The 12,880-nt window shown below is 47.1% G+C and carries 10 protein-coding genes; 6 read left to right on the forward strand and 4 right to left on the reverse strand.

The features are described 5' to 3' along the window. Positions 1-53: 53 nt before the first annotated feature. Together hflX and GK108_RS21325 are read right to left on the reverse strand one after the other, a co-directional pair. Positions 54-1,325: a GTPase HflX gene (hflX, locus tag GK108_RS21320; protein WP_163952892.1), complete on the reverse strand. Its 1,272-nt coding sequence runs from the start codon at positions 1,323-1,325 to the stop codon at positions 54-56. A gap of 129 nt (positions 1,326-1,454) precedes the next feature. After that, positions 1,455-2,840, reverse strand: a complete 1,386-nt coding sequence (locus GK108_RS21325; protein WP_163952894.1) for an MATE family efflux transporter — start codon at positions 2,838-2,840, stop codon at positions 1,455-1,457. Between the two features lie 340 nt (positions 2,841-3,180). Here GK108_RS21325 and GK108_RS21330 point away from each other — a divergent pair, with 340 nt between their 5' ends. From GK108_RS21330 to GK108_RS21345, 4 genes are all read left to right on the forward strand, one after another. Then, positions 3,181-3,969, forward strand: coding sequence for a Nif3-like dinuclear metal center hexameric protein (locus tag GK108_RS21330; RefSeq protein WP_163952896.1), 789 nt, complete (start codon positions 3,181-3,183; stop codon positions 3,967-3,969). Positions 3,970-4,099: 130 nt separating this feature from the next. Next, positions 4,100-4,750: a DUF305 domain-containing protein gene (locus GK108_RS21335; protein ID WP_163952898.1), complete on the forward strand. Its 651-nt coding sequence runs from the start codon at positions 4,100-4,102 to the stop codon at positions 4,748-4,750. Positions 4,751-4,824: 74 nt separating this feature from the next. After that, the gene (locus tag GK108_RS21340) at positions 4,825-5,613 is read left to right on the forward strand and encodes a bacteriorhodopsin (RefSeq protein ID WP_163952900.1); all 789 of its coding nucleotides are present in this window, start codon (positions 4,825-4,827) and stop codon (positions 5,611-5,613) included. 220 nt (positions 5,614-5,833) lie between these two features. Continuing rightward, positions 5,834-9,286 carry a pyruvate carboxylase gene (locus GK108_RS21345; RefSeq protein WP_163952902.1) on the forward strand — a complete coding sequence of 1,151 codons (3,453 nt, stop codon included), beginning with the start codon at positions 5,834-5,836 and terminating at the stop codon, positions 9,284-9,286. 55 nt (positions 9,287-9,341) lie between these two features. Here GK108_RS21345 and GK108_RS21350 read toward each other — a convergent pair whose 3' ends face one another. Beyond that, entirely contained in the window at positions 9,342-10,061 is a 720-nt protein-coding gene (locus GK108_RS21350) for a sterol desaturase family protein (protein ID WP_163952904.1), read from the reverse strand. A gap of 69 nt (positions 10,062-10,130) precedes the next feature. Further along, the gene (locus GK108_RS21355) at positions 10,131-10,718 is read right to left on the reverse strand and encodes a Crp/Fnr family transcriptional regulator (RefSeq protein ID WP_163952906.1); all 588 of its coding nucleotides are present in this window, start codon (positions 10,716-10,718) and stop codon (positions 10,131-10,133) included. Between the two features lie 110 nt (positions 10,719-10,828). On the opposite strand from GK108_RS21355, the gene GK108_RS21360 reads away from it, so the two are divergent. Both GK108_RS21360 and GK108_RS21365 read left to right on the forward strand, forming a co-directional pair. Then, positions 10,829-11,212, forward strand: coding sequence for a DUF4870 domain-containing protein (locus GK108_RS21360; RefSeq protein ID WP_163952908.1), 384 nt, complete (start codon positions 10,829-10,831; stop codon positions 11,210-11,212). 280 nt (positions 11,213-11,492) lie between these two features. Then, the gene (locus GK108_RS21365) at positions 11,493-12,851 is read left to right on the forward strand and encodes an amidohydrolase (protein ID WP_163952910.1); all 1,359 of its coding nucleotides are present in this window, start codon (positions 11,493-11,495) and stop codon (positions 12,849-12,851) included. The last annotated feature ends 29 nt before the right edge of the window (positions 12,852-12,880 follow it).

The raw sequence follows: 12,880 nt of genomic DNA on the forward strand, positions 1-12,880 counted from the left end.
ATAAGGTGGAAAACCTTATAGGTTTGCTTTACTGCAAAAATGACGAAAAATCGTTAACCTGCCAAACCGTCACCATACTCAGCTGTCTCCGACAGAGGGACATACAACCAGTTCGGATAAATCTGATAATGCTTTTCTTTGACCAGGTCGAAGAGCAACTCGCGTAGTTCACCAATGTTTTCGCCCGTCTGGGCCGAAATGAACGCTACGTAGTCTGCTTTTTGGGTTAAATATGTCTTCTTCAGATATTCTAACGCCGTTTTTCGACGTACCGAAACTGGGATCTCAATTTCTTCGCCAAACGGATCATCGTCGTTCTGCGAAGAGAGTTGATCAATCCACTGGTCTTTCGGTACGAACTGATCCATTTTGTTGAAGACCAAAACCATAGGCTTGTCAGCCGCTTTGATGTCGGCTAACGTCGTATTGACCACTTCGATCTGCTCCTCAAAATTGGGGTGTGATACGTCCACTACATGTACCAGAATATCGGCTTCACGCACTTCATCGAGTGTCGATTTGAATGATTCGATAAGCGTAGTTGGCAGCTTCCTGATGAATCCGACCGTGTCGGTCAGTAGGAATGGGATATTGCCTAATGTTACCTTACGTACCGTCGAATCGACCGTAGCAAACAGTTTGTTCTCGGCAAATACATCAGCCTTGGCCATCGTACGCATGAGTGTCGATTTGCCAACGTTTGTATAACCAACCAAAGCCACCCGAACCAGTCGGTCGCGTTCTTTACGACGGGTGATACTCTGTTTGTCAATTTTGGACAGTTTTTCCTTCAGAAAGGCAATTCTGTCTTTAACGATCCGGCGGTCAGTTTCCAGCTCTTTCTCCCCCGGTCCCCGCATACCCGTGCCACCTTTCTGGCGGCTAAGGTGCGTCCACATACGCGTTAAACGGGGATACAGGTATTGGTATTGAGCCAGCTCAACCTGCACGCGTGCCTGAGCCGTTTGGGCTCTCATCGAAAAAATATTCAGAATCAGCAGACTACGGTCGAGAACTTTGATTTCTTTGAATTCGGCCTCCAGGTTACGTACCTGGGCGGGGGTTAGGTCATCATCAAAAATGATGGAGTCGACCGGGTTGTCCAGGATAAAGGTTTGAATCTCTTCCAGTTTACCTTTTCCGACAAAGGTGCGCGTGTCGGGTCGGTCGAGCTTTTGGGTAAAGGCTTTAACAGTTTTAACCCCCGATGTTTCTGCCAGAAATGCCAGCTCGTCCAGATATTCTTTGGTCTGTTCGGCCGTTTGTTTCTGGGTGGTCAGCGCAACTAGTACTGCGGTTTCGGGTTGTTTATGTGTGTCGATCATATACTGAATTTATTGGGAGGCAGATCGTAGCTCTATTTGTAAGATATAATTACCTGCCGCCCTGTTAAAATAACGGACTGATTTTGGTAAAAGTTCTGGATTGTTACGAGCGCAAGTTATTGATTACCATTACACCCGCACCGTTTTCCAGTTGCCGCGCCGAAAGACCCAGATAGCAATTAGCGCTAACAGTGACTCACTAATGGCCACTGACCAGAACACCCCCTGAGGCCCCCAATGGAGTATGGTTGCCAGCGTATAGGCTAATGGAATCTCGATAATCCAGAAACATACAATATTAATAAAGGTTGGCGTTCGGGTATCGCCTGCGCCATTTAGGGCCTGGCTTAACACCATCCCATAGGCCATAAATACGTAGCCTATACAGAACACTCGTAAGCATTCAACGGCAATTTCGACCACCCGTGCGTTGTTATTGAATAAACTGACTATTTGGGCCGCGCCTGTAAAAAAGCCTATCCCGACGGCTACCAGGAATAACATATTGCAGAAGGCCGCTCGCCAGGCCGACGTAGCGGCTCGTTCGGGTTGACCGGCACCTAAATTTTGCCCCACCAGGGTTGCCGCTGCATTTGCCATTCCCCAGGATGGTAAAATGGTAAACACAATAATCCGAATAGCAATTGTATAGCCAGCCACTACGTCGCTGCCAAACTCAGATAAAATTCGGGTTAGAAATATCCAACTGGCCGACCCCACCAGAAACTGGCTGGTGCCCCCAACGGCAAGACCCAATAAGTGTTTAATAATGCTGACATTCGGCTTGATATGTTGTTGCTGAATTTGAAGCGTACCTTTTGTTTGCGTCAGCGCATAGAGTTGATACGTAACGCCTAAGCTTCTACCTATACTTGTGGCTAATGCCGACCCCATTACGCCAAGCTCTGGAAAAGGCCCCAGCCCAAAAATGAATACCGGGCATAATACAATGTTGGCCCCGTTGGCGATCCACAGCGACCGCATAGCGACCGAAGCGTTACCTGCTCCACGTAAACAACCACTCAGGGTGTATAGCAATATAATAGCGGGAGAGCTGGCAAAGATCAGTCGGGTAAAACCAATGCCGTTTTTGATTAAGTGCTCGTCTCCGCCCATTAAGTGTAAAATATCTTCTGCGAACAGGAAGCCGGGAACCCCTAAAATAACGGATAAAACAAGCGATACAAGAATAACCTGCCCTACGGTTTGGCTGGCATCCTGTCTGTTTTCTTCGCCTATCCGTCTGGATACGAGTGCCGTAGCAGCTGTGCTAAGCCCTATGGCAATTGAATAAACAATTGTCAGAACGGATTCCGTCAGACCTACGGCGGCTACGGCCTCTGTGCCAATTTTGGCAACAAAAAAAACGTCGACAACGGCAAACAACGATTCCATAACCATTTCCAGGATCATGGGAACCGATAGTAGAAAAATAGCCCGATTAATACTACCGGACGTAAAATTTGTTTCTGTACCACGTAGCGCAGCCAGGAACAACCGGATAAATCTGGTCATTGAATGAAAATAACTAAGTCACAGCCAGCTGGCTAAGACGATGTATGAAGAATAATGAAAAGAATCACGCCCGGAAGAGGGACGCAAAACGAGGAGAAGAAAGAAAAATCCACGTGGGATTTTTATCCGAGGAACTTCATGGGCTTTACAGAACCGCCAGCGCGGCTACCTTTTAGACTGCAAATGTACAGTTTTCTTCCTGGAAAAATCAACTAATCCTGAACAAACGGTCGGTTAAAATAATAAACATGCGGCTGAGTTTTTAGGTTAGTTGATTGATAATCTGAGTTTTGTTTTCTGTTGTCGTAACGTACTGTACACTACGTATCGTTGTTTTTATATGAGTAGTCAACTGAAAAGTCTTAGTGAACTAACTAATTCTCTGGCCGCTAAATTTCCGCTCGACCATTATCCTTCAGGGGAGCAGGGAGGAATTTATAAGCCGTCCAATCGACTGGTTGCCCGGCTCGGCTTAGTGCTGGACTCCTGGTCGGGACTGTCGCAATGGCTAACTGAAACGGAGCTTGACGCGCTATGGATTCATCGGCCCTGGGGTATTGATCTCACTACGTTGCCGCCTGATGTTGGCGTTATTTACCATCATCATCCATTCGATGACACCATGACAATCGGCTACAATCCGTCGTTGGCCGGCTTGATGGATGCTGTTAGTCCGCTCGAATCGATTGGGTATAAGCAGGCATCGGGAGAAACGGGTATTATGTTGCCTAAACGACCAGTAGGCATGCTGTTTGATATATCAGAACAGGAATTTGATGGTGTACTCAACCAGATTAGCCGTATGTTTATTGGTTACGAGCGGGCTGAAGCAGGCCGTTGTCCGACAGGTTATTACGGTATTCGGCGGGTGGCTGTTGTCGGCGCTATGACCGATACGTTAGTACGGGAAGCTCATGAACGTGGGGTCGATCTTTACATAACCGGGCAGTATAGAAAAATAGCGCAGAAAGCGGTCGACGAAAGTGGTATGGCTGTTATTGCAGTTGGCCATCGACGTAGTGAAGAGTGGGGATTGCACAGACTTGCTATGGTCATCAACGAACAGTTTCCACAGATACAGACGTTTATACCAACTCATGAACAAAATGCGTATGTTGTTGGCGCATAATGGTAAGAGAAGTATTCCTGTGACTTGTTTTAAACCATTCGCGGGTTGATTTGTCTTTACTACGTACCTGCTTAACTTGCCGGCGTTTATTTGATCATCCTATTGTATTGATTAATTAATGTAAAATACCATGAAAGGCCTACACACAAATATCGTTACCTGGCTGTTTGCCGCTGCTTTATCCAGTACGTCAATAATTGCCTGTGCTCAATCGACCACAGGCGCAGCTACAGCATCTACCTCCGCCGACCCAATTAAAACACAGCTGATGGTGCCTATGCGGGCGATGGTGGACAAAATGAAAAAGCTTCAGGCTACGGGAGATCCTGATTTTGACTATGCGTTTCAGGCGAAGATCCATACGCAGGGCGAAATGGATTTATTGAAACAGGAAATACAAAACGGTAAAGACTCGGCCTTGAAGCAAATGGCCCAAAACCTGCTGACTACTACGCAGGCTGATGCTAATTTGATCGATGAAACCCTGAAGCAGATTAAACCGTCGCGGCCGAACCAGGCTTTTGTCCAGCAGCAGAATAAAAATATTCAGGCCATGGTGCTGAAATTACAGCAGGGCGGAACCGAAGGAAAGCTCACGAGCGACTTCGACAAAAACTTTGTTACTATTTTGCTGGAACATCGCCAGGATGCTATCGATCTGGCTAATACGTACCTGCAATACGGCAAGAACGCTACTCTGAAAGATTTTGCCCAGAAGCTGGTTACAAAAGCGCAAACCGAAATGACACAGGCGAAAGCGGCCTTGCCCAAGCAGAACTAGGTAATCACATAAAGTCATTATAATTGGTACAGTACTGTCGATTGCTTAATTATGCAGTCGACAGTACTTTTTTTATGAAGCTATCCGATACGTTTCTTCCCTCAGCAGGTGTTGTAGGGTTGTTGCCAATGGTCACGTACTTTATGCTGGTCGTGGCGATGTATGCTTTCCTGGCTACTTTTCTGTTTACGTCGATGACTCGATCGACGGTTCGTTCTGAATATAGGATTTCCTATGTTATTTCCGCTATGATGTCGGCCGTGATGGGTTTTTCCTATTTCCTTATACAGAGTGCCTATCAAGATGTGTTGGCTGAGCTAACTACGTTGACCGACGCAGGTAATCGGCAGGTGTTGATTCGGGAGTCGTATAATCTACTGTCGTCGTTTCGCTATATGGGCTGGGCCGTAACGGTTCCTTTGTTGCTATTGCAGACGACCTTTGTAACAAATAGGGCAGTCAAAGAAACCAGAAAACCACTGACGATTATGTTACTGGCCAGTGTTTTTATGATTCTGGCCAGCTATATCGGAGTACAGCAACTTGGCTTTGATCATGAAATTCAGACGGGGCCGAAACTCATCTGGGGAGTGCTATCTTTAATTGGCTATGTTGTTGTCGGAACATCACTACGTAGAGGCTGGACGCACATCGTAGGTAGTGCCACCAGCGAAGCACAATGGGCTTATCGACTGATGGCATCGAGTATAGTAACCGTTCTGGGTATATACCAGGTGGGGTATTGGTTGACACTGCTACCAATTGATTTTAACTGGATTCAGATTGTGGTTTCTATTGCCGATCTGGTTGGTATAATCGGTGCCACGCTGGTTCTATACTGGATTGCCAGAAAAGAGGCATGAAGTTGTTTTCGACTATCGGGCTATGCTGGAAGGCGGTACGATAGGGTTTGGTCACAGATTCAGCAGATCTTTCTTTTTTGTTAGTTATCTCTGTAATATTCCGGGAAAAATCTGTCTTATACAATGATCATGCTGTTATCGGCTGGTTTTTCGAAATTTTCAACAATCTTGCTTTGTCATTCGACAATCTCATAGTCCCAAGCTGCTTTTGTTGAGAATTATGAAGGAATACATTCGTCCTATCAAACGTCTATTAGTTGCCAACCGTGGCGAAATTGCGATCCGTATTATGCGGGCTGCTACGGAGCTTGGCATTACGACTATAGCCGTTTACACCTATGAAGATCGCTACTCACTCCATCGCTACAAGGCCGATGAGGCCTACCAGATAGGCCGTGATGAAGATCCATTAAAACCCTACCTGGATGTAGAAGGCATCATTTTGCTGGCCAAAAGGCATCAGGTAGATGCCATCCATCCAGGGTACGGATTCCTATCCGAGAATGTGAATCTCGCCAGACGATGCCGTGAGGAGGGTATCATCTTTGTTGGGCCATCGCCCGAAGCGATGGACGCATTGGGCGATAAGGTTCGGGCCAAGAATCTGGCAACGAAGGCAGGCGTTCCGCTTATTCCTGACTCGCGGGAGGAAAATATGTCGCCCGAATTCGCTCTCTCGGAAGCCGAACGTATCGGATTCCCGGTTATGGTGAAAGCAGCCGCCGGTGGCGGTGGCCGGGGCATGCGGGTAGTTCGTCAGGCTGAAGAATTTGAGAAAGCGTTTACGGAAGCGAAAAATGAAGCCCGTAACGCGTTTGGCGACGATACGATTTTCCTGGAAAAATTCATTGAGGAACCGAAGCACATTGAAGTTCAGTTGCTTGGCGATCAGCACGGTAATATCGTCCACCTTTACGAGCGCGACTGCTCCGTGCAACGGCGTTTCCAGAAAGTGGTTGAAGTGGCTCCCTCGTTTGGATTACGTCAGGAAACCAAACAGAAGCTGTATGAGTATGCGTTGCAACTGGGGCGGGCGGTCGAATATTCGAACGCCGGAACAGTGGAATTCCTGGTCGATAAAAATGAGAATATTTACTTCATCGAAGTAAATCCCCGGATTCAGGTAGAGCATACCATCACTGAGGAGGTGACGGGTATCGACATTGTTCGGACGCAGATTCTGATTGCAATGGGTTATAAACTCTCAGACAATGGAATCTATATCCATCATCAGGATGAGGTACCGCTGAACGGCTATGCCATCCAGTGCCGGATCACGACCGAAGACCCAACCAATGGCTTTAAACCCGACTTCGGAACCATCATTGCGTATCGCAATGCAGCCGGTTTTGGTATTCGACTCGACGAAGGAAGTAGCTACGCTGGTATGAAAATATCGCCCTACTTCGACTCGATGATCGTGAAGGTGTCGGCGCGGGGACGGACGCTGAAAGGAGCCAGTCAACGGCTAACGCGGGCGCTGCTGGAATTCCGTATTCGGGGGGTAAAAACGAACATTGGCTTCCTGCTCAACGTAATCAGTCACCCTATTTTTCAGCGGGGAGAAGCACGCGTATCGTTCATTGAAAGTCACCCTGAGCTGTTTAACCTCAAAAAACCACAGGACCGCTCAACGCGGGTGTTGCATTACCTGGCCGATGTAATCGTAAACGGTAATCCAGAGGTTAAGAAAAAAGACGATTCGAAGATTTTCAGAACGCCAATCGTACCGGCGTTCGATACGTATGCGCCCTATCCGAAAGGGAATCGCGACCGCATGAAAGAGATGGGTCGCGAGAATTTCTCGAAGTGGGTAATGGACCAAAAATGCGTTCTCTATACCGACACTACGTTCCGCGATGGTCACCAGTCGTTGTTGGCTACGCGCGTTCGGACGCAGGATTTGCAGAAAGTGGCTGAGGGTTTTGCGAAAAATCATCCGGAGCTTTTCTCGATGGAAGTGTGGGGTGGTGCTACGTTCGACGTAGCGATGCGTTTCCTCTACGAAAGTCCCTGGAAACGACTGGCCGCTTTACGGGAAGCAATGCCGAATATGCTGTTACAAATGCTGTTCCGTGGCTCGAACGCCGTGGGCTATTCGGCTTATCCCGATAATTTGATCGAGAAGTTTGTCGAAAAGTCCTGGGAAAACGGGATCGATATATTCCGGATTTTCGACTCGCTGAACTGGGTCGAAGCCATGAAAGTGAGCATCAAAGCGGTTCGCGAACGGACCGATGCTATTTGTGAAGCGGCTATTTGCTACACGGGCGATATGCTCGATCCAGCGAAGCACAAAAAATATAACCTCCAGTATTATCTGGACCTGGCTCGTCAGCTGGAAGATGAGGGCGCCCATATGCTGGCTATTAAAGATATGGCCGGATTACTGAAGCCACTGGCTGCTGAAGTGCTGGTAAAAGAGCTGAAGCAGGCAGTTAACATCCCGGTTCACTTACATACGCACGATACGGCTGGTATTCAGGCTGCTACGTATCTGAAGGCCATTGATGCAGGTGTCGATATTGTCGACTGCGCGTTGGGCGCTTTGTCGGGGCTGACATCGCAGCCGAACTTCAACTCGGTGGTGGCGATGATGCAGGGTCATGAGCGTGAGTGCCCCATGAACCTGTCTTCCCTGAATGCGTATTCGAACTATTGGGAAGACGTTCGGGAGTATTACTATCCGTTCGAGTCGGGCATGAAAGCCGGTAGCGCTGAGGTGTACGACAACGAAATTCCAGGCGGGCAGTATTCAAACCTGAAACCGCAGGCTATTGCCACTGGTTTGGGCGATAAGTTCGAGACGTTGAAGAAGAACTATTCGGTGGCGAACCAACTGTTTGGCGATATCGTGAAAGTGACACCTTCGTCGAAAGTAGTAGGGGACATGGCTATTTTCATGACAGCCAATAACCTGACCGCCGATGACGTACTGAAACGGGGCGAATCGCTATCGTTCCCTGAGTCGGTAAAAGAGCTGATGAAAGGAATTCTTGGGCAGCCGGTCGGTGGATTTCCCGAAGAAGTGCAAAAGGTTGTTCTTAAAGGAGAGGAGCCCATTACGGGACGTCCGAATGAGCATCTGAAGCCTATTGATTTCAACGCTGATTTTGAGGCATTCCGGAAGAAATATCCGCTTAATGATGGTTTTGAGGATTATCTGTCGTATCAGATGTATCCGAAGGTGTACGAAGAATACTACAAAGCCAATGAGCAATATGGCGATGTGAGCATTATTCCAACCCCTGCTTTCTTCTACGGCCTCAAAGAGAACGAGGAGATTCTGATCAACATTGAAGAAGGGAAAAATATCCTGGTTCGATTGTTGTTCAAATCAGAACCCGATGAATTCGGTATGCGAACCATTACGTTCGAACTGAACGGCCAGAGCCGTCAGGTTCAGGTGCGCGATAAGTCATCGAAGGTCGAAAAAGCAATCAACGCTAAAATCAGCAAGGATAGCGATGTAGGCGCTCCGCTACAGGGCCGTCTGACGCGAATCCTGGTGAAAGAAGGCGATGAAGTGAAAAAGAACCAGCCACTCTTTGTGATCGAAGCGATGAAAATGGAAAGCATCGTTGCTGCGTCAAAAGCGGGTAAAATTGCCAAAATTGTTCTGAAAGAAGGCACCGTAGTAGAGCAGGACGACTGTGTTGTGGAGCTAGTATAATTGCGTGCAGATACGTATCGGGCCGATTCACTACGCAGTGAATCGGCCCGATTTTTTATTCCCGGTGAACATCCCGAAAACGTAGCATATCGCCCAGCCGCAGTTCTTTCTCCTGATCGAAGCCACAGGTCGAACGAAACTCTTTCGGGTTTCGATACGTACCGAACAGCATATCCCACCAGACAATATCGCCGTAGTTATGGCTATGTTTCTCATATTCGTGATGGATTCGGTGCATTTCGGGGCGTTGGAAAATATAGCCGATCCACTGCGGTGTTTTTACGTTGGTGTGATAAAAGAACTCACCCAAGGCTGTGCAGAGTGTATAGATGGCCCCTGCTTCCGGGTTCAATCCCAATACTGTATAAACCAGCAGACTGCCGATAACGGAATTGACAGTCATTTCGAGGGGGTGCTTATAAAAAGACGTAATGACTTCCAGGCGTTGTGGGCTATGGTGAATCTGGTGAAAATGGGTCCACAGAAAGTCGACAGTGTGCCGCCAGCGATGCCACCAGTAGAAAATAAAGGTGGCTATGACGTAGGCAATGATGCCACCACCTAGGTTGCCTACATGATCAGACAAGCGAAAGACGGAATAGGCTGACAGCCACTTCTCCCAGGTAAATCCGGCCATGACCACAACAATCAGCTGAATAAAATTGATCGCCAGTACGCGGATCGTCCAGGTAGGAACAGTCGGTAATTTCCAGCCTGGAATAATCCGTTCGAGGATAAAACAACAGGCAAAGACGGCAAAAATAATAGGTAGCATAGGTTTGTAGGGCTAGATAAATAATGACCCAAAGCAATACTGTTGCTACGTATCAACCATTGACAAATATCAATTTCGGTATTGGCCACGAAGCCGACTCAATGTTTCGGGCGAAATGCCCAGATGAGAGGCTATGTATTTTAGAGGTACCCGCTGAAAAATGGCCGGAAAATCGTGGAGAAGTTGCTGATAGCGTTCGTTGGCCGTTTGCATACGTAAATTTTGAGTGCGAAGCTCACTCAATACGTAGTACCGCTCCGTGAGAACTCGCCCGATTATATTAAATTCTGGAAAGTGTTGATAGAGGTGCTGTAGTTGGTCGTAAGTGATGGAGTAGACGGTTGATTCTTCCAGTAGTTCAACGTATTCATGAGCGGGTTGGCGGGTATAAAAGCTGATGATGGACATAATAAAATCGCCCTCGCGCATAAACCAGGACGTAACTTCCCGGCCATCGCCTTGTGGTGAACCTGCTTTCAGGTAGTAGCCCCTTACTACGCCCTGTTCGATGAAATACAGTCGGTCCGACGTTTGACCCGGCTGAAGCAGCCAGTGTTTACGCGGAAACGTATCGCGTCGAAGCATTTGCATCAGACTGTTTTTTAGTGAGTCCGACACGGGATGAATCCTATCAATCAATGTCAATAATGAATCCATAGACTCGGTTGGTTGGGGGGACGACAGCTTGTTAGTTAGTATAACGTAGTGTCAATCAAATTTTTATACTAACTTACTAAGCGTGTTTTGTACAAAAACTCTTTGACAATATGGAAAATCAACCACCAATACCACCATCATCACCCGTACCCTTCAGCGATTCAGATGCGCGTATGTGGGCCATGATTACCCACTTGAGTGCATTAACCGGTATGTTTACACTAATTGGGAGCCTTGTGGGCCCAATTCTCGTGTGGCAGATTCAAAAAGAGAAGTCGGCTTTCATTGATTTTCATGGCAAAGAAGCTGTCAATTTTAACATTACAATCGCCATTGCGGCCGGAATTTCGTTTGTTCTGATGATTCTTTTAATTGGCATCTTTCTGCTCTGGATTGTTGGTGCTGTGTGGCTGGTATTTACAATTATAGCCGCCATTAAAGCTAACAACGGCGAATATTATCGTTATCCAATATCTATTCGGTTTATCAAGTAATCGGGTAATTACTTCTCCTGAGTGACTAATGCTCGTCTGCAAGTGTGCAGGCGGGCATTTTTGATATATAGGAGTTGAAGCAGAAATCTGATCAGGACAAAAGCAGGAAATAGATGCCTTTATGATCTGCCTTTGTGAGTTTTTATGTGTATTTGTATTTTGTATGTTAAGGATTTATATCTATAAAATAAGTTTTAAATGGCGTTTTTCGGTATTTTGTATGGTTTTATCGGTATATTGCTGAATAGATAATGGTTTTCTCTGGAAATTATATTATTTAATGAAAAACTATCAATTAGTCCTTGCTTCACTCGTTGCGACGAGTTTTGCAACCCAATTAACTTTCGGGCAGGCGTTAGCGCTAAACACTCGAATGGACAAAACAGCCGAAAGCCTTGAAAAGAAAGTGATTACCTGGCGACGCGATTTTCATCAGCATCCGGAATTAGGGAATCGTGAGTTTCAAACGGCTGCCAAGATTGCAGCTCATTTGCAGGCACTGGGCATGGAGGTGAAAACGGGTGTTGGCAAAACGGGTGTAGTGGGCGTATTGAAAGGAGGTAAACCTGGTCCTGTTGTTGCGCTTCGGGCCGATATGGATGGTTTACCCGTAACAGAACGGGTCGATTTACCATTTAAATCAGAAGCTCGTACCGAATATAACGGTCAACAAACGGGTATTATGCATGCCTGTGGCCACGATACGCACGTAGCCATGTTGATGGGTGCCGCTGAAGTGCTGGCATCGGTAAAAAATGATCTCAAGGGTACTGTCAAATTCATATTTCAGCCTGCTGAAGAAGGAGCACCAACTGGAGAGGAAGGAGGGGCTTATCTGATGATCAAAGAAGGAGTTCTGGAAAGCCCTAAAGTAGATGCCATTTTCGGGCTGCATATTAATTCTCAAACAGAAGTAGGTACAATCAAATACCGCCCGGGGGCAACCATGGCAGCGGTTGATTCGTATGCTATAAAAATTAAGGGTAAGCAAACCCACGGAGCCTCGCCCTGGTCGGGTGTTGACCCAATTGTTACGTCGGCGCAGGTGGTTATGGGGCTGCAAACCATTGTTAGCCGGAACCTACCGCTTACCGAAAATGCAGCCGTTGTAACGGTAGGGGCTATTCACGGCGGTATTCGACAGAATATTATCCCGGAAGAAGTGAGTATGATTGGGACAATACGTTCGCTGGATACCGATATGCAGAAAACGATCCATCGGCGTATTACCGAAATTGCCACCAACATTGCAGAGAGTGCTGGCGCTAAGGCAGAAGTTAATATTGATGTGTTATATCCGGCAACCTACAATGATCCTGACCTGACTGACCAGATGGTGCCTACGCTGGAGGCATTGGCTGGTAAGGATAATATTAAGCTCACACCCGCTCAAACCGGCGCCGAAGATTTCTCATTCTACCAGCAAAAAGTACCGGGATTTTTCTATTTCCTGGGTGGAATGACAAAGGGTAAAAAGGTAAGCGAGGTTGCTCCACACCATACCCCCGATTTTCAGATCGATGAAAGCTGCTTCGTGTTGGGTATGAAGTCGCTTTGTCATCTAACGGTCGATTATATGGAACAGGCAACGACTGGCAAAGGAAAAGGTCATAAAACGATTGCCATCACCGGCAAATAAACTCAGTTAAACGATTCAGCAAAGCCATC

Origin of the sequence: Spirosoma terrae (assembly GCF_010435915.1) — a bacterium.
Lineage (GTDB): Bacteria > Bacteroidota > Bacteroidia > Cytophagales > Spirosomataceae > Spirosoma > Spirosoma terrae.